The following is a 22,841-nucleotide window of genomic DNA, read 5'->3' on the forward strand; positions in this document are numbered from 1 at the left end:
AGCGTAGCGCAGATAGCGCCGTACGGACAGTGATACTTATAACATACTAATGAAATTCTCATAGTTTAGCAAAGGAGAAAAAAATGCAAAAATTAAAAATTATCGTTAGCGGACGTGTGCAAGGTGTTGGATTTCGTTATTTCGTGATTAGTGTCGCTCGTGAACACAGCATTTTCGGACGTGTTTGGAACAACGATGATGGCACAGTCGGTATCTGGGCGCAATCCGAAAATTCCGCCGAAATGACTGCTTTTCTCGCCAGCGTTCGTCAAGGTCCAAAACGCAGTCCATTTGCCAAAGTTGACTATCTGGACAGCTTGCCCGCAGCATTTCCAGACTTTACCGACTTCAACATCACTTATGACACACACTAAAAACTTTTTGACAAAACTGTCAAAAAGTTTTTTCTTACCAATCAAACAAATCCATCAAATACATATGATACTGCACTTCTTTGGCATAAAAAATGTTGCCTCCGTTGACATAAAGTTTCCCCTGATTGTACATCAGAGAGTCAACAGTCAGATGATAATAAGTTTCGCCCGTCGTATTTCCCAAACTTGGCGCAACGACCATACGAGAATATTTTTTCGACAGCGCCAGTGTATTTTTTCCACCGTGAGCCACGACATAATCTACATAGGATTTTCCATAATTATAAGCCTGCACTCCTGTCCAGACATCTACTTTTTTTTCTGACGCATATTCTAAAACTTTTGCCAAATTGGACACACCTTGTGTGATGCTCTCTGACTCATTGCCAATATCATTTGCCTTGCCATTCAAACTCTCGCTTGATTGCATGACATCAACATCTTTACCCTTTGTTTCTGTATATATAATTGCCAACGCGAGCCGTGTATCATTGCCCAAGCCCTGTTCTTGTAAACTCTTTTTTACTGCTGGTTCATAGCTCAAAACGCGTTTCACATTTTCATGTGTTCGATAGACGTAAAAAGCACCTAGCGCCACAAGCACCAGTATCAATAAACTTACGAATTTTTTTAACATATCACTTACCTAGATTCTTTTTTGACAGTTTCATTAACTTATACATTTCGGATTTTTTTTACTGTCGTTTTTTTAAAATTCTTCGTTTAAAATTTTATTCAATTTTTATAAAAGTAGTGCAAAATTTGCAAAATTCATGACCACTTCTTACTTTTAATTTTAGTACAAACTTTCCAGTTTTGCAAATTAAATTCTTCTTATTTTATTCTTATTTATAAAGCGGAAATTGTCGAGTGAGTGCCAACACATTTTGACGCACTTCATCAAGTACTTCTTGATTATCTTTATTTTTCAAAGCTTTGACAATCCACTGCGCAATCTGACGACTCTCTTTTTCTTTCATTCCACGAGATGTAATCGCCGCCGCCCCAATCCGCACGCCAGAAGTTTTAAAAGGAGACAAAGTTTCCCCAGGAATGGCTTCCTTATTCAAGGTGATATGTACGCTATCCAGCAAATCTTGCGCTTCTTTCCCATTTATCCCTAAATCAAGCACTTTCAGATTAAGTAAATGATTATCTGTTCCGCCAGCAATCAACTTCAAACTATCAACTTGAGCAAACTCATCAGCCATCGCCACTGTATTTTTCAAAACCTGCGTCATATAATCTTTAAATTCAGGTGCAAGTGCTTCTTTAAATGCGACTGCTTTCCCAGCAATCACGTGTTCCAATGGTCCACCTTGAATGCCGGGGAAAATTGCAGAATTTATTTTTTTCGCCAGATTTTCATCATTGGTCAAAATCATCCCTCCGCGCGGTCCACGCAAGGTTTTGTGCGTTGTTGTCGTTGTAATATCCGCAAAAGGTACGGGACTTGGGTGCAAACCAGTCGCAACAAGTCCCGCAATATGCGCCATATCCACCATCAATTTTGCACCCACACTATCCGCAATGTCACGGAATTTTTCAAAATCAATCACTCGCGAATATGCCGAAGCACCAGCTACAATCAACTTAGGCTGATTTTCCTTTGCCAAACGCAAAATCTCATCATAATCTAATCTTTCTGTATCAGGATTTACACCATAAGACACAAAATGATATGTTTTTCCTGAAAAATTCACAGTTGCACCATGTGTCAAATGCCCGCCGGCATTCAAATCCATTCCAAGCACTGTATCTCCCGGCTCAATCAGTGCCAGATAAGCTGCTGCATTTGCCTGCGAACCTGAATGTGGCTGAACATTAGCAAATTTTGCCCCAAAAAGTTGCTTTGCGCGCTCAATCGCAAGATTTTCCACAATATCAACGCACTCAGTTCCACCATAATAACGTTTCCCCGGATAACCTTCTGCGTATTTATTAGTCAAAACAGAACCTTGCGCCGCGAGAACCGCTGGAGACACAATATTTTCAGAAGCAATCAGTTCAATCGTCTGCTCTTGGCGCTCTTCTTCAGCATGAATAGCTTGCCACAGTTCTGAATCAACTTTTTCAAAATCTTTTTTGTCAAAAATCATCTAATCTCCTTTATTAGTGCAAGAAATTCCACATTTTTCTATAAAAAAATAGCACTTTCATAATTTATTATAGCAAAATTATAACAATTTTATTGAATATTTTTCTTATAAAAAAAGATATATTCTTTGCCGAACTTTCTGCTTTCGCACGAAAATTGACCTTGAATATATCTTTTTATTGCTCAATAGCACCAAGTTCAGGCACTTTTGCGCCTAATTCTTCTGCCGTGATTGCTCCCTGACGCAGGATTTTCGCTTGTTTCCTCGTAAGGTCAAGAATTGTCGTATCAAGTCCATAAATACTGTCATCTTTGAGTGAAACAGCTGCATTTTCAAGAATTTCTGTCGTCAAATCACTGAAAAAGCGTGGACTTGCTGCTCCCGTCAGATTTGCAGACGGCCCTACAAGTACACCCAACGCGCGAATAACCTCTTGTGTCACCGCGATGGACGGCATCCGAAAACCAATCGTTTTTTTGCCAATATGCACCCAAGCAGGCACATTTTCTGCTGCTTCAAGGATAATTGTTAAAGGTCCAGGCAAAAAATTTTTCACGAGTTTCTCAAGATAATCTGGCTGATTTTTGCTAAATTTTAAAATCGTTTCATAGCTTGAAACATTGAGATTCAGAGCTTTATCTGTCGGTCTGCCTTTGACAGCATAAAGCTTTTCAACCGCTTTTTGATTCATCGCATCGGCAAAAAGTCCATAAACCGTTTCTGTTGGGAGAATGGCGAGTTCACCTGATTTCAAAGCTTTGATAGCTTCCTCAGTTTTCTTTTCCACTTTTTTTCTCCCTTGCTTGTGCGCGATTTTCAAGATTATTTTGTTTTTCTGTGATTTTTGCCAATTTCTTATCAAGTTGATGATATTTTGCTTCCATAGCTACAACAATCTGCTTAAATTCCTCTGGCACATGATAAGGATGGCGAAAAATCAAACCTGTTAAACCGATTTTTGCACCATCAAACTGGTCAAGATTTTCTTTGTAACGCAAAAGTTCTGTTCTGGCAAATTGTAATTCATCAGTTGCCATTTGAAGCTCATTTTCATTCATCATACGACTGGCTAGTGCAAAATTTTGTTGTACCTTTTTTCCTTGTGTTCGCAAATCTGCTTCGACTGTCATTTTATTCTCATTCCTTTCTTAGATAAATATTATCTTTGATTTCGTATCCTCTGTCAAAAACTTGATGACCGTATTTTTCTGGAAAATAATTTTTGACAGTTTTGTAAGCTGTAAATCCTGATTTTTCATAGAATACCGCAGTGTATTCATCTGTGCGTACGTGAAGTTTCGGATATTTTTCGCTTAAAAATTCAAGCATTTGACTGCCGTAACCTTGCCCTTGCGCACTTGCTAACACGGCGAGATTTTGTAATTCAAAAAAATCGCCCTCGTCCGTCACAATCGCTACGGCAAGCTCATCAAGCGTCCACATGTCACCCTTTTCAAGATAATCAGCGATAAATTTCTCATCATCCGCCAACGTAAGGAGCGTCATAAAAGCGGCTTTATTTTCAGTTATTTGTTGAATTTTCAAGCTTATGCTCCTTTATAAACAAAATACCGCCAATTAGCCAAAAAAGTAATGCCAGACCAAAATTTGGCAAGACTGTGATGATAGCAATCGCAAAACCGATAAGATAAAACAACATTCCAAGCTTAAAGCCTTTTTTCTTATAGGTAAAAATAAACGCTAATAGTGCTAAAATAAGCCCAGCTACCATCATCAAAGCAACAATACTCAGAGTATGAGTATAGCGTAAAGTCTGGGTTCTCCTTACCCCTTGGTCAATGTAACTAAGATAAATAAACTGTTCCCAGCCTAGCCAAAGCTGTGCATAGCTACTGACAAGCGCATAAATCACCGTCAATAAGGTAAAAACTTTTTCTTTCATGTCAGGCTTACCATTCTGTCCTTGTCAAAAATATCTTTGTGAATTTTGACAGTTCTGTCAGAAAAATTTTCCTCAAAAAGTTTTTTGACAGCTTTTCCTTGCTTATAGCCAATCTCACAATATAGCTTACCACTTTCTGTCAAATGTGCTGGCGCCTGATGCGCAATTTTTTCATAAATTGCCAAGCCATCATGTTCAGCAAAAAGAGCATTGTCAGGTTCAAATTTTTTGACAGAACGGTCAACTTCATTTTCGTCAGCACGTGCAATATAAGGAGGATTGGAAACAATAATATCAAATTTTTCGTCAATATTATCCAGCACATCTGATTTTACAAAATCAAGGTTCACACCATTTTTGACAGCATTTTCTTGCGCCAATTCAAGTGCACCATCAGAAATATCCGTTGCCGTAATTTCCCAGTCAGGATGCGCCTTTGCGAGACTCACAGCAATCGCACCTGAACCCGTTCCAATATCCAGCACACGCAAATGCCCCATCGAATTTTCCGTCAAAATCAGTTGTACCAATTCCTCCGTCTCAGGACGCGGAATCAGCACACGCTCATCCACCTTAAAACGCAAACCGCAAAATTCTGCCCAACCAACAATGTATTGTGGCGGTTCATGAGCTGCCAAACGTTTTGACAGTTCTGTCAAAAAAATAATCTCCTTCTCCGAAATCTCCTCGCGCATCAAATTCAGCCAAGCCAATTTTGACAAGTTTGTCAGCCCACGATAAACAAATTCCAGCTCGAAAGGCTCCTCTAAATCAGCCGATAAATCTTTGACAGCCTCAATCCACAGCATTTCTAATCCTCCTTTCTCAAAAATTTAATTATTCAACTTTATTTAGCAACTCATCAGGATTAGACCAGTCACTAGGCTTGATTATCCCAGCTTCCCTCTCACTCATTCTCCCAGCTCCGCCAATTTCTGCGTTTGGTCATAAATAATCAACGCATTGACAATCTCATCCAAATCCCCAGCAATAATTCGGTCCAACTTTTGAACCGTCAAACCAATCCGATGGTCTGTCACACGATTTTGTGGAAAATTATAAGTCCGAATCCGCTCAGAACGGTCTCCAGTTCCCACCGTTGACTTACGCGCCGTATTTTGCTTATCCAGCTCAATCTGCTGATAATAATCAAACACTTTCGTATTGAGCAGCTTAATCGCCTTATCCCGATTTTTCTGCTGCGTCCGCTCTTCTTGCATTTCCACCTTAATTCCCGTTGGCAAATGCACCATCCGCACCGCAGTCGCAACCTTATTGACATTTTGTCCGCCAGCACCTGACGCATGATAAATATCCGTGCGAATTTCATTCGGGTCAATCCGATAATCAAATTCTTCCACTTCAGGCATAACAAGCACCGTCGCTGTTGAGGTATGCACGCGCCCTTGCGTTTCCGTCACAGGCACACGTTGCACACGATGCGCTCCACTTTCATACTTCAACTTAGAATAAACCGAACTTCCCGAAATCAAAACAGAAACTTCCTTGAAACCACCGATAGACGTCTGATTTGCCTCCATGATTTCAAATTTCCATCCCTGACTTTCCGCATAATGCTGATACATATTTAGCAAATCCGCCGCAAAAAGTGCCGCTTCATCGCCACCAGCAGCGCCACGCACCTCCAGCACGATATTTTTCCCATCATTCGGGTCTTTCGGCAAAAGTAAAATCTTGATTTTTTCCTCAAGTTCTTCTTTTTCAGACTTCGCAGTTGCTAATTCTTCCTTAGCAAGTTCTTTCATCTCATCATCAAGCCCCGCCTCGCCGAGAATTTCCTCACTCTCCTCAATCGTTGCCAGTACCTTTTTATATTCCAGATAAGCCGCCACCGTATCTCGCAAATTCGCCTCTTCACGCGACAACTCCATAAAACGTTTCGTATTTGAAACCACCTCAGGGTCAGACAACAATTCGCCCAATTCCTCATAGCGTCCAATCATAGATTCTAACTGTTCAAACATTATTTTCTCCCTTTTTTCTTCTCAACTGCCAAATCACTCACCATTTTAACAAAATCTTCCCATTGTCCCTGATTTTCCAACATATTTTTCTTAAAAATCATGACCTGATTTCGCCCAGCAAAAAGATAGACACTCTCTGGCAGCACTTGCACTCGCTTCAGTGCCACTTGTGCATTCAGCCCCTCTTTTGTTATAAAATCATCCACCACAACAGCTTGAAAATTCTTCTTAAATTTCCCCAAAGTCGCCCATTGAATATAAAAATTCCCAGCAATAATCAATAAAACACCAAAAATCACAGAAAAAATCAAATTTTTCTGCAAGAAACCATTCAAAATAGCAAAAGCCAGCAAAATAACCGACACAACAATTTGTGTCATGCGCAAAGAACGCTTCATCAGCACCAAATAATCCTCTAATTCCAGCACACCTTTAAAATGATAAAACACCTTATTCCCTCACACTTTCCTGATTTTTAGCAATCTCCGGTTTAAAATAATGGCGCCGGCAAACAGGAATATAACTCTCATTCCCCCCAATCTGCACCTGCTCGCCCTCATAAACGGGTTTGCCATTGATTGTCCGAATAACCATTGTTGCTTTTTTCGAGCAAAACCAGCACACCGTCTTAATTTCTTCAATCTTGTCTGCCAGCAAAAGCAGATATTTTGAGCCCTCAAATAACTCATTACGAAAATCATTTTTCAAACCAAAAGCCATCACAGGAATATCCAAATCATCCACGACATGCGCCAAATCATAAATATTTTCTTTCGTCAAAAACTGTGCCTCATCAATCAGTACACAAAAAGGCTTAACAGATAAATGAGAAATATATGACAAAAGTGCCATTTTTTCATCAATCGCCACTGCTTCATGACGAATACCAATCCGCGAAGCCACAAATCCCACACCTTCACGTGTATCAAGATTTGACGTCATCAAAAGAACAGGTTTTCCCTCCTCCTCATAATTATGAGCCACCTTCAAAATCTCAATACTTTTCCCAGAATTCATTGTTCCGTAGCGGAAGTAAAACTGCGCCATCTTTTTCTCTCTCTTTCAAAAACATATCTAAGCCTTTATTATCAAGACTTCTCGTTTTTATTTCTTTAATTTACTTTTTCCTATAATATCCTATTTTTCAGTCAATTTATCCCTATAAATAAAGAACAAATTTAAAATACATCCTAAATTATATCATATTTCAATTATATTTTACTTCATCTCTACTATTCTACAAGTAAAAAGAGCAAGAAAATTCTTGCTCAATCTTTAAACTAATAATGAATGATTGTCATAAATACAGCAATAGTTATTCCCAAAAAAAGATAAGTATAATCAAACCAGCGAACAGTCATTTTTTTAGTTTGTGTTCGTTTGACCGTTGAATCAAATCCTTTTGATTCCATCGCATATGCTAAATTTTCAGACCATCGAATAGATTTTACCAACAATGGAAATAATAAATTAACTGAAAACATACTAATATGTATTCCACGAGAATAACAACTTTTTCTTATATTTTCTAGTTCGTTTGGAATGAGCGGCAGCATATGAAAAGCTGCAAGTATCCCATAAGAAAACTGTGTTGGAAGATGAAGTTGTTGCTCAAGACTATAAACAAAATCTTTCAATTCTGTCGTTACACTAAAAACTAATCCCAATCCTGCAAAACCATAAACTCTCGAAGCAACATTCACTGCATATAACCACTGATTCATATGCGTTCCACTCTGATAAAAATAACCTGTAAAGAACACTCCAGCCATACTTAAAAATACCCAAAGAAAAATTAGCAAAAAGCGTTGAAACGATAAATACCAAAGAACACTTAAAAAAGTTAGCGTTCCTAAAAGAAGATTTAATTCTAAATTACTTTGAAAAGCAATAAACAATGATAAAAGAAGGCTAGTCCCCGCTTTAATGCTTGGATTTAAATGTCTCATTTTTATTTCCTCGTTAATTTATGCTCAGATAATACATATATTTCATCACAAAACAAAGCTAAAAGAGCTTCATCATGACTGACCACAACAGCCGTCATTTGCTCATTACAAACTTTTTCTTTTATCATTTTCATAATGAAATAAGCATTTTCTAAATCTTGTCCATAAGTAGGCTCATCACACAATAATAATTGTAAAGGACGAAGTAAAAATTCAATGACTGCAAGACGTCGTTGCTGCCCCTGACTTAATTTAAAAGGGGAAATATTTTCCTTTCCTGTCAGATTGACTTGTTTTAAAATTTTATCAAGATTAATTTTCAGTTTTCCCGCCTCTAACTCAGCCTTTACCGTCATTGTTATAAACTGGTCTTGTGGATTTTGACAAACATAACTCGTTTTTGAAAAAAACTGATGTTTATTCGTTTTTCTCATTTCTTTTCCAAGATAGTCTATTTTCCCCTGATACTTTTGCTGCTTAGCCAAAGTGTTCAATAGTGTAGTTTTCCCACTTCCACTTTTTCCAATAATCCCAATAAATTTTCCTTTTGAAAAAGTAAAATTTTCCTGTGATAAAATTTCTTTTTCCCCAGAATGAATACTTATATTTTCAGCACTAATTACTTGAGAACTATTTGAGATATTCCGTGAGAAATCCTCCGTTACTTTTAAAGATGTTAGTAACGCTTCTTCGGCTTCTAAAATTTTTTCCACCGATAAGCTGGATTCTAAGCGCCCATCAACCAAAGGATACCAGTTAGCTATCCAATCTTTTAAGTTATCCACTTGATGGTCAATAATCAGAATACCAATGTGTCGCTGCTCTTGTAAGTTCTGTAGTTTTTGAACTATTTGCCTCGTTGATTGGGCGTCTAAGTTAGCAAAAGGTTCGTCTAATAATAAAAATTCACTCTCTAAACAATAGCAACACGCAAGAGCAACTAATTGTTTTTCTCCTCCTGATAACGTACTTAGATTTCGTTTTTTAAGATGCTCAATTTCACAGAATGCTAATGCTTCCTGAACTTTCTTTGTTAATGTATTCAAATCTGAATTAATATTTTCTAAACAAAATATGAGTTCATTTTCTACAGTATCCATACAAAATTGTGTATCTACATTTTGAAACATCAAAGTTACTTTTTGGCATCTTTCTCGTGATGAAAGAGTAAAAATATCAGAATTATCATAGTAAATCTCTCCTTCAGTCTTACTATTATGGGCATTTTGAAATCCCGATAACAAATTAAAAAGAGTACTTTTTCCTGAACCAGATTTACCATAAATTCCAGCTACCTGACCTTGTTCTAGGGAAAATGAAAGATGTTCTAATATTTTAAAATCCTCAACTTGATAACTCAGATTTCTTACCGAGAGTTTACTCATAACTTTGCCCAAGTGGATAGCTTGCTAGCACACCACTTTTTTCTAATCTATCACAGGTTAATTTAACTAACACTGCTGAAAAGAAAATCGCTGAAATTAAACGAATAACAAAAATTCCTACTAGAATTTTCCAATCTAACCCTAAAAAGTCTGAACGAACAATTCCCCAAATATAACTTAAAATTGTCGCAAAAACAGCTCCAGAAATTAATGATTTCCAATTATATCGACGATAGCGATACATTGCAAATCCCGCATCAAATCCTATTCCTTGAACAAATCCGCTCACAAAAATAATTGGACCATAATAATTTCCCATAAATACTTCAATTAAAGCCGCAATCATTTCTGTAATTGTCGCTACACCCGGTGTTTGGATAATATACCCCGCAAAAGCTGCCGCCATAAACCAAATTCCAAATATAATTTCATTTGCAAAAATACTCAAACCAAACGGAGTTAAAACTGTCCCTAACACTACTCCCAACTGCACAGCACCCAAATAAATAACACCAAATAAAACTGATAAAATTCCTATCAGTATAATATCTTTTAATTGTAATCCTTTTTTCTTCTTCATTTTATTTTCCCCTTATTTTTTTCTATTATTATTTTATTTCTCAGAAGGACTATTCACCGAAACAGTCGCTTCCAAAACGTAATGATTTAGATGTTCATGAGCATATTGTAAAGCCCGTTCAAAGTAAACAAACAACTGCGAAGCTGTTCCTTCCAAAAGCGTTACATAATGAGCGCTTTGAGGATTTAATCCCATTTCACTCGCCATTTCGACAATAGTCGCAATTTCTTCCATGTAATCTTTTTCTCCAAAACTGTAAAATGAATATTTACATTTTACTGGGAAATCATCAGGTAATTCCTCTTGGTTAGGTTTTTCTTTTTTTCCATTGATATAACGATCAGCATCTGAATCTCCTGGGCAACCTTTTGAAAAAGTCAACTCCGTTACCATATGTACATCTGACTGATAAGCAGACATAAACAAGGCTTGAGTGGCATCAATCACACTTTCCTGCTCACCACGATATAATGTGCTAAACAAATCTGTTTGACTCCAAACTGCTCTAGTGTCAACTTTATCAAATGAACCCAAAATTACTTCTGAAAAATTATCAGTCATTGGATACAAGCTAACACGACAGCCTGTAATATCTATGTTTCCTTTTGTGCTACACTCCATTTTTGTAAATTCCTCCAAATTTTTTCCCAAATAAAAAGACCATTTCCACTTTTCATTCCCCAAAATAGAGAGAAAAAAGGCAGAAACGGTCCACAAAAGGTCCATAAAAAACATATCTGCACTTTCCTACGTTGGTACTAACCAATTCAGGTTCAAAGGGACAAGACAACCGTCTATCTCAGCTCAAAGGCGCCCCTAGTGGATAATTATATTAATATTTAAGATATCAAAATGTTAGCATATTTTTTTCATCTTTTCAAGTGCAGGCTCTTTCTATATTGTACAGGCTTATGTCCTCTGAGTTTCTAATTTCTCAAAAAATATTATCATTATCTATCAACAAACAAATTTAGAAATCTGATTGTTGATAATTATTAAGTTTTAAGTTAAAATTATGCTATGAAATTCTCGTTCTTTACGAGACAAATTTAGAAATGAGAGGAAAAATCATGCGTCAGTCAAAAGCTTTTGATATTGCTATTCTTTCTATCCTTATTGCAACGATGATTGTCATTCAAGTACTGTCAACTATCGTTTATAGTGTTTGGCCAATGCCAATTTCGCCTACGATTGCAGGCATTCCTGTGATTATTGCTTCTGTGGTACTTGGTCCAAAACGTGGTGCGATTGTTGGTTTTGCGATGGGATTGATTCTGTTTATTCAGGCAACGATTACTCCGGGTGTTACAAACTGGCTTTTCACACCTTTTATTCCGATTCCGGGGACAAATCACGGTTCAGGTTGGGCGCTGATTGTTACTTTTGTTCCTCGTATTTTGATTGGTGTTTTTCCTTATTACGCTTATAAACTTTTTAAAAATCGCTTTGGAGCAGGTTTAGCTGGCTTTATCGGTTCAATTACAAATACGATTTTGGTGCTTGGCTTTATCTTTTTATTCTTTGGCTCACTTTTAAAATGGAGCTTTGCTTATCTGATTACGGCAATCATAGCCACAAATTCACTGGTTGAAGCAGCTGCAGCAGTCATATTAACGGCTGCTATCGTTCCAGCCTTGATGAAAATGCGTGGAAAATAAGAAACAGAAAAAAACATGACTAGCCTAGGTTTAGTTATGTTTTTTTGTTGAAAAATGATATAATGTAAGCGTAGAAAAAATTAAAAAAATGGAGGGATTTATGAAAAAAATTCTGAGCTTCGACATTGACAATACACTCAATGAACCTAAAATGCCTATCGTTCCTGAAATGGCTGAGTTACTTGCTTCTTTGTCACATAAATATGTGATTGCTCCTATTAGTGGACAAAAATATGATCAGTTCTTGATTCAAATCATCAATCAATTACCTGAAACTGCAAACTTGGACAATTTTCATTTATTTGTCGCTCAAGGGACGCAATATTATGCACATAAAGATGGCGAATGGAAACAGATTTTCAATTTTTCTTTGACCGACGAACAAGCCAATACAATCATGGATGCACTTGAAAAAGCTGCTCGTGAATTTGGTTATTGGGATGAATCCGTTCTTCTTCCAGGAGACGAAATCAATGAAAACCGTGAGTCAATGATTGCTTATTCTGCTATCGGTCAAAAAGCCGGTGTTGAAGCGAAAAAAGCTTGGGACCCTGATATGACGAAACGCAATAAAATCGCGAAACGTGCAAAAGAATTGGCTCCAGATTTTGAATTTGAAGTGGCTGGTACAACAACTATCAACGGTTTTGTTCCAGGTCAAAATAAAGAATTTGGTATGAACCATTTGATGGAAGAATTAAATGTCACAAAACCTGAAATTCTTTACTTTGGTGATATGACACAACCCGGTGGCAATGATTATCCTGTTGTAAAGATGGGGATTGAAACAATCACTGTCCGTGACTGGCAAGAAACCGCTGGAATTTTGCAAGCGATTATTGCAATGACAAAAGACTAATTTTTATGTTAAGACAGGAGCTTGTCACTTGTTGGCAAGCTTTTTTGTTTTAAAATTCAGTCTTTCGTCCTATTGAATTTTCTTGTATTTTCATGTAAAATAGTTGAGTATGTTTATTATAGAAAGTAGAACTTATCTTGAAGAATTTTAAAAAGAAATTAACTTTGGCTGGATTTATGGGAGCAGCATTGCTCTTTTTGTCTGGTTGTGTTGCGACACATACTGTCAACGGTGTGCGTGTGCCAACTGAAGCAGCTAAACATGGACTGACTTTCCAGATATTAGTCAAACCAATGTCAGCTTTTGTTGATTTATTCGCGCATAATGCTGGGCTTGGTTATGGCTGGGCGATTATCCTTGTTACATTGATTATCCGCTTGGTGATTTTGCCTTTAGGGCTTAATCAAGCTTATAAATCAACTTATATGCAAGAAAAAATGGCTTACCTTGGTCCCGTTTTTGAACCTTTGAATGCGCGTTTGAAAGCTGCCAAAACTTCTGAAGAAAAAATGGCTGCTCAACAAGCGCTCATGCAGGCACAACGTGACAACGGTGTCAATATGTTGTCCTCAATAGGTTGTCTGCCAATGTTGATACAATGGCCTTTCTTCATTGCACTTTACAATGCTGCAGCTTATACAACTGGAATTTCCACTTCTCATTTCTTTGGTATTGACCTTGGACACCCAAGTATCGTCTTTACAATCATTGCTGGTGTTCTGTACTTCTTGCAAACTTGGATTTCAACGATTGGTATGTCCGCTGAGCAAAAGAAAACCGGCATGACAATGTTAATCATGAGTCCTGCGATGATTGTTATTTTCAGTTTCATTTCTCCTGCTGGTGTCGCGCTGTACTGGGCTGTCGGTGGGCTGGTAATGTTATTACAACAAGTTATCATTACATTTATCATGAAACCTCATATGCGCAAACGGATTGATGAAGAATTCAAAAATAATCCACCAAAATTGGTTGATTTGCCAAAAGATGTTACGCCAGCAGCTGCAACTGCTGAAGGATTGAAAGACCTTGAAGCTCCTCGTTCAACCTCTCCAACTAAAGGACGGAACTCTGGAAAACAAAATCGTTCAAAATAATCTGAAAATCACTTTTGACAGCTTTGTCAAAAGTGATTTTTTATGCTATAATCTTCTTAACTATTTTTGACAGAACTGTCAAAAAGTTTGGAGACTAAAAAATGTCAAGTTTTGGTGCTTTTAGCGTTATTACAGATGAAAATGACAAAATTTTGCTTGTAAAACGGCGCGATGTGCCACTCTGGGATTTACCTGGTGGACGCGTGGAAGTTGGTGAAACTGCTGAACAGGCTGCTATTCGTGAGGTCTATGAGGAAACTGGTTTTACAGTAACTCTGATTGGCACAGCGGGAGATTATTACAATCCAGAGCGTGATGATATTCAATATATTTTTCGGGCAGAGATTGTCGCTGGAAAAGCTATCAGCTCTGGTCCTGAAACTGCCGCTATCAGATTTTTCTCAAAAAACCATCTGCCCTTCCTGACAATTCCCAATCGTAAAATGCAGATAAAAAATGCTTTGACAGAACTATCAAAAACAATTTCCCAAGAAATTCATGACCCATTTTTCGTCAAATACTTCAAAAAATAAAACCCTATCAGAAAAATTCTGATAGGGTTTTTTGACAGCTTTTTTCGCAAATAGATTTGCCCTGAAAAGCTGATACTAACAGTGAAAATATTTTTGACAGTTCTGTCAAAAAACTTTTATGTCAAATGAACGCCTTTATCAACATAAATTACATCGCCAGCAATCCCTGAAGCCATTGGCCCAACAAGAAAGGCAGCTGTTTGTCCGACTTCTTCAATCGTTACACCTTCACCATCAACTGCACGGCTGTCAGATTCTTTGATAAGGTCTTTGTAACCTGAAACTCCAGATACAGCAAGGGTTTTAATTGCTCCAGCAGAAATAGCATTCACATGAACACCAATCTTACCAAATTCAACCGCAAGATAACGAACAGAAGCTTCAAGCGCCGCTTTCGCAATTCCCATGACATTATAATTAGGAATAGCACGAACAGAACCCATATAAGTCAAGGTAACAATTCCTGCTCCTTTATTGAGCAAAGGTTTTGCAGCTTTCGCAACAGCAAGCAATGAATACGCTGAAACATCTTGTGCCAAAGCATATCCATCACGAGAAACATCAGAAATATTCCCGCCAAGTTCTTCTTTCTTAGAATAAGCAATTGCATGAACTAAACCATCAATCTTACCAACACGCGCTTCAATCGTAGCAAAGGCACGACGAAGTGACTCATCAGAAGATACATCACATTCAATCAGCAAATCCTCAGGTTCTGCAAGACGAGCAAGTTGTTTTTCCATACGTTCATTTTGGTAAGTGTAAATCAAAGTTGCCCCTTGGTCTTTCATAGCCTTCGCACATCCCCAAGCAATGGACTTGTTATTCGCTACACCCATGATGACAATTTTCTTTCCTTCTAAAAACATAAATAATTCCTTCCAAAAGATAATAAAAAGTTGACACCCTTACAAATAATTGTTAAGATTAAGTGTAAAAGGTTTTGTCTATAAAAATACTTTATACATCAAATTGTAAATCAAAACAGTCAAAAAGTCAAGAACATTTCTACAAAACTATCAAAGAATGTTAGTGTAAACTCTTATTTTAAAAGGTTCTATCCCTATTTCATCATTTGATTACAAGTTCTTGAACGACTGATTTCTACAGAAAAAACCATTCCCCTCTAAGGATTTACAAAAGAAAGTGAGACCCAAATGACGAAAGTAATGACTGCGCAAGAAGTGATGCAAATCATCCCCAACCGCTATCCTATCATGTTTATCGACTATGTTGATGAAATTACAGAAAATAAAATCATCGCCACAAAAAATGTAACGATTAACGAAGAAGTTTTCAACGGTCATTTCCCCGGAAATCCAACATTCCCTGGTGTTTTAATCCTCGAATCCCTCGCTCAAGCAGGCTCAATCCTCATCTTAACAAAAGACGAATTTAAAGGAAAAATGGCATATATCGGCGGTATTGATAAAGCCAAATTCCGTCAAAAAGTTGTCCCTGGAGACGTTATGAAACTTGAATTTGAAATCACAAAATTTCGAGGAAAAGTTGGTGTAGCAAGTGCTACAGCCCTGGTTGAAGGCAAAAAAGTCGCAACAGCCGAGTTCACATTCATCGTTGACGAAGCTGCTGACCAAACAAAATAAAACAAAAAAATTGTCTATCAAATAGACGATTTTTTTATTTCTCCAAAAATTCTTTTCTCAACCTTTCACACCAATGAATATAATTCTCCTCATACATTTTCCCATATTCCAAAATTGCTCGACTTGCCAACTCCTGCTCAGCTCGCACCTCTCCCAAAACTTCCAATTTTTCCTCAAAAATTTCAGCACGCTCTTGATGTTTCTCCAACTCCTTTTCAATCTCATCTAACATTTCATCCCGTGTCAAAAGCCAAGAATTATAAACTTTAAACATAAAACCATCTTTTATCGTTGCTTCCCCAAAGTCCAAAACTGTATAAGTTTTTAATTCTTCCAAACCAAATTCTGTGATTTCATAAGTTTTTTTCGTAGGATTTTGCACAGGTTTAGTCGACTTCGTCAATCTCAAAAAACCTTCCGCCTCTAAATGTGCAATTTGCGGATAAACTTGATTATTATTTACCTTCAAAAAATGACTAATTCTGTCATTCATTTGTTGCTTGATATCATAGCCACTCAATGGTTCCCGAGCAATTAAAGACAAAATAGAAAGTGCAATTTTATTAACCATTTTTTCTCATTTCTCAAAATATTCTTCTTTTAGTATAAACAATTCTTGATACAAATGCTAGTTCTTGACTATTTTTTTACAATATGTTAAATTTAACCTATTGTAAAAAGGAGAATTAAAATCATGAAACTCATATTTAACGACAGCACATTTTCATTTGAACTCTTGCGCACCCTAAGCTATGCCCCATATGGAGGAGCAGATATCGGTGAAGTGTTGACAACAGGCTACGCTATCAAAGAAGGAGATTTTGAAAGCTGGTACAATGAATGGCTCAAAACCGCCGAAAGAACTCTCAAACAAGCCAAATCATTTGAAAACTCAGGACAACTACTGAGCGCCGGAGAAATCTATCTCAAAGCCTCCAACTACTATCGCAGTGCCGAATTTTTCCTTCATGGCAATCCAGACGGCTCACGCATCCTCAGCACTTGGCGCAAAAGCCGTGAAAGTTTTCGCAAAGGTCTATCTCTTAGTCAACAAGATGTTGAAATTTTAGAAATCCCCTACAAAAATACAGCACTCCCAGCTTACTTTTATAGAGTTGACAACAAACCACGTCCCACTCTCATCATTCACGGTGGCTTTGACTCAACAGGCGAAGAATTATACTTCCAAGTCGTCGTTGAAGCTCTCAAACAAGGTTATAATTGCTTAACTTTTGAAGGTCCCGGTCAAGGCGCAATGATTCGTGAACAGCATCTTCCTTTCTGCTTTGAGTGGGAAAAAGTAGTCGAAAAAGTAGTCGATTATCTTGAAACCCGCTCCGAAGTCATTCAAGAAAAAATAGTTTTAATGGGTATTAGTTTCGGTGGTTTACTTGCTGCACGCGCTGCCTCTTTTGAACACCGTCTTGCCGCTTGTATCACCGATGATGGCTTATTTTCTTTTCAATTCTCCAAAGCCTTTGAAGCTCATAGCAAAGGAGACTTTGATGCTCACTTTGCCGAACAAATCCTAGAAGAACTCATGAAAAAAAATACAAATATCCGCTGGGTCATCGAAAATGGAAAATTCACTTTTGGTGCACATTCCATCACTGAACTTTTCCAAAAAACTGAAATCTACACTTTAAAAAATATTTCTGAAAAAATCCAATGTCCAACTCTCGTCTGCGAAGCCGAAGGAGATATGTTTTTCAAAGGACAACCTCAACTTCTTTTTGACTCACTCACTTCTCCCAAAACTATCCTAAAATTTGGCAAACAAGACAATGCCGAAGAACATTGTCACATGGGCGCACTCACCTATTATAATCAAAAAATCTTTGCATGGTTAGCCGATACTTTAAAGCCATAAATCCATACTTTCCCTGAGCTTTTACTATAAAAATATGGTAAAATAACACGAAAGAATATTAAGGAGAATTATATGCCACTTGTTCATATTGAATTAGTCGAAGGACGCACAAACGAGCAAAAAACAGCTCTCGCCCAAGAAATTGCAGAATCAATCGTCAAACATACAGGAGCACCAAAATCTGCCATTCATATCATTTTCAACGATATGAAAAAAGAAAATTATTTCCCAGCAGGAGAAGCAAAAAAGTAGCCGCAGCTACTTTTTATTTTTGACATTTACAAATAAACTCCGCAAATAATTGAAATTGCTTTTTATCATTTCGCCACATATTTTCTGGATGCCATTGTACAGCCGTTACCTGCTCATCCGCTGTTGTTACTCCTTCAATGACATTATCAACCGCCCGAGCCGTCACCATCAACTCCGGCGCAAGCATTTTAATCGCCTGATGATGCCGCGAATTCACATAAGCCTGCTCACCAAATAATCCATAAAGCGAACTATTTTCCATTATCTTCACATGATGTGTCGGAAATGCCCCATAAGACACTTGTGAATGCTGAATAAAACTTTCTTTATTCTGTACAGCAAGGTCTTGATAAAGCGTCCCACCCAAAGCAACATTTATCAGCTGAAGTCCCCGACAAATTCCAAAAATAGACTTTCCCGCCTCTTTAGCAGCTTTAAACAATGCCAGTTCATAAGTATCCCGTTGATAAGAAGTTCGTCCCATAGCACGTTCTGGCTCTTCCCCATAAAAAGTAGGACTCACATCAAATCCCCCAGGAATTATCAGTCCATCAAATAACTTCACCATTTCCCGCGCTACTTCTTCCACAAGTTCTGTTTCCTCTGGAAATGGAAGTATCACTGGTAAACCACCAGCTTTTAAAATGACTTCTTTCAAATCACGTGGTGCAAAATCCGCAAAATTTTCATTGATATATTCTGATGATTCCACCAAACTATCCGCTGTCACTGCTATCACAGGTCTTTTCATTGTTTTTCTCCTAAAAACTTCTATCATTTCTGATAGAAGTTTATTTTACATTTTGTGATGCTTTATAATTCTTTTCAATGATTTGTTCCAACTCTCCACTTGCCTTGAGAGACTTGATTACTTCATTGACTTTCTTTTTCAATTCAGGAGAATTCTTCTTCAAAGCAACTGCCATTCCCGGATTACTCTTCAAATTTGGAATTTTCACTGTGGCAATCGTAAGATCTGGATTTTCCGAAACATAACTCTTAGCAATCATGTCTTCCAACACGACACCAGAAATCTTTCCACCTTTTAACTCATTGATTTCATCTCCAACAGCTGGCAATGAAACTAAAACAGAACCTTTAATTTGATTTTGCACTGCTGTTTCTTGTGTTGAACCCGTTTGTCCTGCTAATTTTAAGCCTTTAAAATCTGACAAACTCTTATATTTATTCACATCTGATTTTTTCACAACAATTTCATTAACAGGATTATAATAAACATTTGAAAAATCAAATGATTTTTCGCGTGCTGCCGTAGCTGAAATACCTGAAATTGCAATGCCCGATTTTCCTTGCGATAAAGAAGCAAGAACATTATCAAAACTCATTGTACTGATTTTTAACTTAACATCTAATTTTTTTGCAATCGCCTTAGCAAGGTCAATATCCACCCCAACAACTTGATTTTTTCCATTTTGAATTGTTTGATATTCAAAAGGTGGATAATCTGGACTGACTGAAAGTACTAGCGTCCCTTTATCTTGTATAGTTTTTACCTCATTTGCTTTTGAACTTCCACAAGCCGCTAAAGTTGTAAGAGCAACAAGGCCTACCATTCCTAATACTAATTTTTTTATCATTTTCCCTCCTGGTATCTTTTCAAGATACCAGTATAATTATACGTTTTTCTAATGATATGTCAAGTATTTTATATAAAAAAATCTGCCTATACAGGCAGAAGAACAATCATATTTTATTTCACTTTTTCTGAAAGTTTATAGTTCGTTTGGATTTGTTTTGAAATTTCTCCATTTTTAAGTAATTTTGTAATAACAGCGTTCACTTTCTTTTTCAAAGCACTTGAACCTTTAGGAAGAGCAATCGCTGTACCATAGTTATTCTTAGGATTTGGAACCTTGATTTTCGCCAAAGCCAAATCAGGATTTTCAGAAACATAACTTTTAGCAATCAAATCTTCAATAACAGCAGCTTGTACTTTACCAGCTTTTACTTCATTGATTTCATCACCAATAGCAGGGAGTGCAATTTCCGTCGCTGATTTCATATTGTCTAAAACAATTCCTTCTTGAATAGAACCTTTTTGAGCCGCAACTTTTGCATTCTTCAAATCATCAAAACTCTTATATTTATTCAAGTCTGATTTCTTTATAACAACTTCATTCGTCGCATTATAATAAATTTTTGAGAAATCATATGATTTTTCACGTTCTGGAGTTGCTGAAATACCTGAAATTGCAATATCTGCTTTTCCACTTGACAAAGCAGTAAGAACGTTATTAAAATCCATTGAGCTAATAACAACTTTTACGTCCAATTCTTTCCCAATAGCCTTTGCCAAATCAACATCTGAACCAACCACTTCATTTTTTCCATTCTGGATTGTTTGAAATTCAAAAGGTGGATAATCTGGTGATAAAGCAACTACCAACGTTCCTTTATCTTTAATTTTTTGCAACTGTGTTTTTTTGGCACTGGAACTATTGCCACAAGCTGCTAAAGTAAAAGTTGCTGCTAATAAGATGCTTCCAAGTAAAATTTTCTTTATTTTCATGTTGTATATCTCCTAAAATTAGTATTTTTATTAACTTATAAGAATAATTATACACCTTTTTTTGATCTTGTCAAGTATTTTTATACATTTTCTGCATTTTTATCAATATTTTTTAAATAATATTTAAAAAATCAATAAAACCATGATTATTTATGCAGTTTTTAATCTATCGCTCGGATTTCTAAAACCATGTCACGAAGTTGAGCTGCTCCTTCAAAGTCAAGACTTGCAGCTGCTTCTTGCATTTCTTTTTCCAACTTAGCTACCAGTTTTTTGCGTTCTTTTTTCGTCATTGCACTCGCATCAATTTCTTCAACTTCACCCGTCTCAGATTTTTTAGTTATAGAAATTAAATCACGAATTTCTTTGACAATAGTTTTTGGTATAATATCATGTTCCTTATTATATGCAATTTGAATTTCTCGACGACGCGCTGTTTCATCAATCGCCCGTTGCATAGATTGTGTCATCACATCACCATACATAATGACTCGACCATTTTCATTACGAGCAGCACGACCAATCGTTTGGATTAACCCGCGTTCATTACGTAAAAATCCTTCTTTATCTGCATCAAGAATTGCAACCAAGCTCACTTCAGGCACATCAATTCCCTCACGCAAAAGATTGATACCAATCAAAACATCAAAAACGCCCAAGCGTAAATCACGAATAATTTCCGTTCTTTCCAAAGTTTTGATGTCACTATGCATATACTTAACTTTTACACCCATTTCCTTGAAATAAGCAGCCAAATCTTCCGCCATTTTTTTCGTGAGTGTTGTAACAAATACACGTTCATTTCTCTCAGCACGCGCATTGATTTCTCCTAAAAGGTCATCAATTTGTCCCATCATTGGACGCACTTCAATAATCGGATCCAATAATCCCGTTGGCCGAATAATTTGCTCAACAACAGTATCTGTTTGTTCCTTTTCATAATCTCCAGGAGTAGCAGAAACATAAACGATTTGATGAACATGACTTTCAAATTCTTCACGGCGCAACGGTCTATTATCCAAAGCAGATGGTAAACGGAAACCATAATTCACCAGCATATCTTTACGCGCTTTATCCCCGTTGTACATCCCTTTAACTTGTCCCATCGTCATATGACTCTCATCAATCATAATAAGAAAATCATCAGGAAAGAAATCAAGCAAGGTATAAGGGGGTTCTCCCTCACTTCTCCCATCCATATGTCGAGAATAATTTTCAACCCCCGAACAATACCCCATTTCACGAAGCATTTCAATGTCATAATTCGTTCGTTGCTCAAGACGTTGCGCCTCAAGAAGCTTACCCTCATCACGGAAATTTTTAAGCTGAACTTCTAACTCTGCTTCAATCTTAGCAATAGATTCTTCCATACGGTCATCATTAGTTATAAAGTGAGTTGCAGGGAAAATCGCCAAATGATCAACATCACTAATTATTTGACCTGTAAGAACTTCAATTTCACGAATCCGCTCAATTTCATCTCCAAAAAATTCAACTCGAAAAGCGTGTTCATCTCGAGAAGCTGGAAAAACTTCAACAACATCACCACGTACACGGAAACGCCCACGTTGAAAATCAATATCATTGCGCTCAAATTGAATACTCACCAAATCATTAAGAAGTTTATCACGAGAAAATTCTTGCCCCGGTCGCAAAGAAACAACACTATCTTGATATTCTTTTGGTGAACCCAAACCGTAAATGCAACTGACTGAAGCCACAACAATCACGTCATTACGCTCCAGAAGGCTACTAGTCGCACTGTGACGGAGTTTATCAATCTCATCATTAACAGAACTATCTTTTTCAATGTAGGTGTCAGAGCTTGGAACATAGGCTTCTGGCTGATAATAATCATAGTAACTCACAAAATATTCGACAGCATTATTAGGAAAAAACTCCTTAAACTCACTATAGAGTTGACCCGCAAGAGTTTTATTGTGCGCCATCACAAGAGTAGGTTTACCTGTGCGTGCAATGACTTGGCTCATAGTGTAAGTTTTTCCTGTTCCTGTTGCTCCCATGAGAATCTGAGCTTTTTCCCCATTTTCGATATTTTCGACAAGTTCTTCTATTGCTTGAGGCTGGTCCCCACTAGGACTATATTTGCTGACTAAGTCAAATTTATTATCTGTAATTCTATCTATTGCCATATTAACA

28 protein-coding genes and 1 riboswitch are annotated in these 22,841 nt (G+C 37.1%); of the genes, 8 read left to right on the forward strand and 20 right to left on the reverse strand.

Annotation, left to right across the window (positions count from 1 at the left end):
- Window positions 1-83 precede the first annotated feature (83 nt).
- The gene (locus KJS36_RS03710; RefSeq protein ID WP_213534457.1) at window positions 84-374 is read left to right on the forward strand and encodes an acylphosphatase; all 291 of its coding nucleotides are present in this window, start codon (window positions 84-86) and stop codon (window positions 372-374) included.
- A gap of 34 nt (window positions 375-408) precedes the next feature.
- On the opposite strand, the gene KJS36_RS03715 is transcribed toward KJS36_RS03710, so the two are convergent.
- The 14 genes from KJS36_RS03715 to KJS36_RS03780 all read right to left on the reverse strand — a co-directional run bounded on the left by KJS36_RS03715 (window position 409) and on the right by KJS36_RS03780 (window position 10,896).
- Window positions 409-1,011 (reverse strand): lysozyme family protein, encoded by a 603-nt coding sequence (locus KJS36_RS03715; protein WP_213534458.1) that lies wholly within the window; start codon window positions 1,009-1,011, stop codon window positions 409-411.
- Window positions 1,012-1,219: 208 nt separating this feature from the next.
- A complete protein-coding gene (gene glyA / locus KJS36_RS03720; protein ID WP_213534459.1) occupies window positions 1,220-2,473 on the reverse strand; it encodes a serine hydroxymethyltransferase in 1,254 nt (417 codons plus the stop codon).
- 175 nt (window positions 2,474-2,648) lie between these two features.
- Window positions 2,649-3,260 (reverse strand): L-threonylcarbamoyladenylate synthase, encoded by a 612-nt coding sequence (locus tag KJS36_RS03725; protein WP_213534460.1) that lies wholly within the window; start codon window positions 3,258-3,260, stop codon window positions 2,649-2,651.
- The gene (locus KJS36_RS03730; protein WP_213534461.1) at window positions 3,244-3,603 is read right to left on the reverse strand and encodes a hypothetical protein; all 360 of its coding nucleotides are present in this window, start codon (window positions 3,601-3,603) and stop codon (window positions 3,244-3,246) included. The genes KJS36_RS03725 and KJS36_RS03730 overlap by 17 nt, the downstream gene beginning before the upstream one ends.
- A 7-nt stretch (window positions 3,604-3,610) precedes the next feature.
- Window positions 3,611-4,018: a GNAT family N-acetyltransferase gene (locus KJS36_RS03735; RefSeq protein WP_213534462.1), complete on the reverse strand. Its 408-nt coding sequence runs from the start codon at window positions 4,016-4,018 to the stop codon at window positions 3,611-3,613.
- Complete coding sequence (locus tag KJS36_RS03740) at window positions 3,996-4,376, reverse strand: hypothetical protein (RefSeq protein ID WP_213534463.1); 381 nt, start codon at window positions 4,374-4,376, stop codon at window positions 3,996-3,998. Before KJS36_RS03740 ends, KJS36_RS03735 begins: the two co-directional genes overlap by 23 nt.
- The gene (prmC, locus tag KJS36_RS03745) at window positions 4,373-5,185 is read right to left on the reverse strand and encodes a peptide chain release factor N(5)-glutamine methyltransferase (protein ID WP_213534465.1); all 813 of its coding nucleotides are present in this window, start codon (window positions 5,183-5,185) and stop codon (window positions 4,373-4,375) included. Before prmC ends, KJS36_RS03740 begins: the two co-directional genes overlap by 4 nt.
- A gap of 102 nt (window positions 5,186-5,287) precedes the next feature.
- Entirely contained in the window at window positions 5,288-6,361 is a 1,074-nt protein-coding gene (gene prfA / locus KJS36_RS03750) for a peptide chain release factor 1 (protein ID WP_213534467.1), read from the reverse strand.
- The gene (locus KJS36_RS03755; RefSeq protein WP_213534469.1) at window positions 6,361-6,810 is read right to left on the reverse strand and encodes a hypothetical protein; all 450 of its coding nucleotides are present in this window, start codon (window positions 6,808-6,810) and stop codon (window positions 6,361-6,363) included. Before KJS36_RS03755 ends, prfA begins: the two co-directional genes overlap by 1 nt.
- Before the next feature lies 1 nt (window position 6,811).
- Window positions 6,812-7,408, reverse strand: a complete 597-nt coding sequence (locus KJS36_RS03760) for a thymidine kinase (RefSeq protein WP_213534472.1) — start codon at window positions 7,406-7,408, stop codon at window positions 6,812-6,814.
- A 233-nt stretch (window positions 7,409-7,641) separates the two neighbouring features.
- Window positions 7,642-8,310 carry an energy-coupling factor transporter transmembrane component T family protein gene (locus KJS36_RS03765; RefSeq protein ID WP_213534474.1) on the reverse strand — a complete coding sequence of 223 codons (669 nt, stop codon included), beginning with the start codon at window positions 8,308-8,310 and terminating at the stop codon, window positions 7,642-7,644.
- 2 nt (window positions 8,311-8,312) lie between these two features.
- Complete coding sequence (locus KJS36_RS03770; RefSeq protein WP_213534476.1) at window positions 8,313-9,707, reverse strand: ABC transporter ATP-binding protein; 1,395 nt, start codon at window positions 9,705-9,707, stop codon at window positions 8,313-8,315.
- On the reverse strand, window positions 9,688-10,275 hold the full coding sequence (locus KJS36_RS03775; RefSeq protein WP_213534478.1) for an ECF transporter S component: 588 nt from the start codon (window positions 10,273-10,275) through the stop codon (window positions 9,688-9,690). Before KJS36_RS03775 ends, KJS36_RS03770 begins: the two co-directional genes overlap by 20 nt.
- Before the next feature lie 33 nt (window positions 10,276-10,308).
- Window positions 10,309-10,896 (reverse strand): YkoF family thiamine/hydroxymethylpyrimidine-binding protein, encoded by a 588-nt coding sequence (locus KJS36_RS03780; protein WP_213534480.1) that lies wholly within the window; start codon window positions 10,894-10,896, stop codon window positions 10,309-10,311.
- A gap of 106 nt (window positions 10,897-11,002) precedes the next feature.
- Window positions 11,003-11,103: riboswitch (TPP riboswitch) on the reverse strand.
- 242 nt (window positions 11,104-11,345) lie between these two features.
- On the opposite strand from KJS36_RS03780, the gene KJS36_RS03785 reads away from it, so the two are divergent.
- The 4 genes from KJS36_RS03785 to KJS36_RS03800 all read left to right on the forward strand — a co-directional run bounded on the left by KJS36_RS03785 (window position 11,346) and on the right by KJS36_RS03800 (window position 14,422).
- Window positions 11,346-11,933 (forward strand): ECF transporter S component, encoded by a 588-nt coding sequence (locus KJS36_RS03785; protein ID WP_213534482.1) that lies wholly within the window; start codon window positions 11,346-11,348, stop codon window positions 11,931-11,933.
- A 100-nt stretch (window positions 11,934-12,033) separates the two neighbouring features.
- Window positions 12,034-12,792 (forward strand): HAD-IIB family hydrolase, encoded by a 759-nt coding sequence (locus KJS36_RS03790; RefSeq protein WP_213534484.1) that lies wholly within the window; start codon window positions 12,034-12,036, stop codon window positions 12,790-12,792.
- 137 nt (window positions 12,793-12,929) lie between these two features.
- Window positions 12,930-13,889 (forward strand): membrane protein insertase YidC, encoded by a 960-nt coding sequence (yidC, locus tag KJS36_RS03795; protein ID WP_213534487.1) that lies wholly within the window; start codon window positions 12,930-12,932, stop codon window positions 13,887-13,889.
- Window positions 13,890-13,990: 101 nt separating this feature from the next.
- On the forward strand, window positions 13,991-14,422 hold the full coding sequence (locus tag KJS36_RS03800) for an NUDIX hydrolase (RefSeq protein ID WP_213534489.1): 432 nt from the start codon (window positions 13,991-13,993) through the stop codon (window positions 14,420-14,422).
- 116 nt (window positions 14,423-14,538) lie between these two features.
- Here KJS36_RS03800 and fabI read toward each other — a convergent pair whose 3' ends face one another.
- Window positions 14,539-15,291: an enoyl-ACP reductase FabI gene (fabI, locus tag KJS36_RS03805; RefSeq protein WP_213534491.1), complete on the reverse strand. Its 753-nt coding sequence runs from the start codon at window positions 15,289-15,291 to the stop codon at window positions 14,539-14,541.
- A 288-nt stretch (window positions 15,292-15,579) separates the two neighbouring features.
- Here fabI and fabZ point away from each other — a divergent pair, with 288 nt between their 5' ends.
- Window positions 15,580-16,029: a 3-hydroxyacyl-ACP dehydratase FabZ gene (gene fabZ / locus KJS36_RS03810; RefSeq protein ID WP_213534493.1), complete on the forward strand. Its 450-nt coding sequence runs from the start codon at window positions 15,580-15,582 to the stop codon at window positions 16,027-16,029.
- A gap of 34 nt (window positions 16,030-16,063) precedes the next feature.
- Here the strand turns inward: fabZ and KJS36_RS03815 are convergent, their stop codons facing one another.
- A complete protein-coding gene (locus KJS36_RS03815; protein WP_213534495.1) occupies window positions 16,064-16,600 on the reverse strand; it encodes a PadR family transcriptional regulator in 537 nt (178 codons plus the stop codon).
- Window positions 16,601-16,723: 123 nt separating this feature from the next.
- On the opposite strand from KJS36_RS03815, the gene KJS36_RS03820 reads away from it, so the two are divergent.
- Complete coding sequence (locus KJS36_RS03820) at window positions 16,724-17,899, forward strand: alpha/beta hydrolase family protein (protein WP_213534497.1); 1,176 nt, start codon at window positions 16,724-16,726, stop codon at window positions 17,897-17,899.
- A gap of 72 nt (window positions 17,900-17,971) precedes the next feature.
- Entirely contained in the window at window positions 17,972-18,151 is a 180-nt protein-coding gene (gene thmT / locus KJS36_RS03825) for a 2-hydroxymuconate tautomerase (protein WP_213534500.1), read from the forward strand.
- Between the two features lie 13 nt (window positions 18,152-18,164).
- Here the strand turns inward: thmT and KJS36_RS03830 are convergent, their stop codons facing one another.
- The 4 genes from KJS36_RS03830 to uvrB all read right to left on the reverse strand — a co-directional run bounded on the left by KJS36_RS03830 (window position 18,165) and on the right by uvrB (window position 22,834).
- On the reverse strand, window positions 18,165-18,902 hold the full coding sequence (locus KJS36_RS03830; RefSeq protein ID WP_213534502.1) for a gamma-glutamyl-gamma-aminobutyrate hydrolase family protein: 738 nt from the start codon (window positions 18,900-18,902) through the stop codon (window positions 18,165-18,167).
- 40 nt (window positions 18,903-18,942) lie between these two features.
- Entirely contained in the window at window positions 18,943-19,749 is an 807-nt protein-coding gene (locus KJS36_RS03835; protein ID WP_213534504.1) for a transporter substrate-binding domain-containing protein, read from the reverse strand.
- A gap of 113 nt (window positions 19,750-19,862) precedes the next feature.
- Complete coding sequence (locus KJS36_RS03840; RefSeq protein WP_213534506.1) at window positions 19,863-20,681, reverse strand: transporter substrate-binding domain-containing protein; 819 nt, start codon at window positions 20,679-20,681, stop codon at window positions 19,863-19,865.
- A 161-nt stretch (window positions 20,682-20,842) separates the two neighbouring features.
- Window positions 20,843-22,834 (reverse strand): excinuclease ABC subunit UvrB, encoded by a 1,992-nt coding sequence (gene uvrB, locus KJS36_RS03845; protein ID WP_213534509.1) that lies wholly within the window; start codon window positions 22,832-22,834, stop codon window positions 20,843-20,845.
- Between the last annotated feature and the right edge of the window lie 7 nt (window positions 22,835-22,841).

The sequence above is a fragment of the Lactococcus nasutitermitis genome, from assembly GCF_018403765.1.
In the GTDB taxonomy this organism is placed as follows: Bacteria; Bacillota; Bacilli; order Lactobacillales; family Streptococcaceae; genus Lactococcus; species Lactococcus nasutitermitis.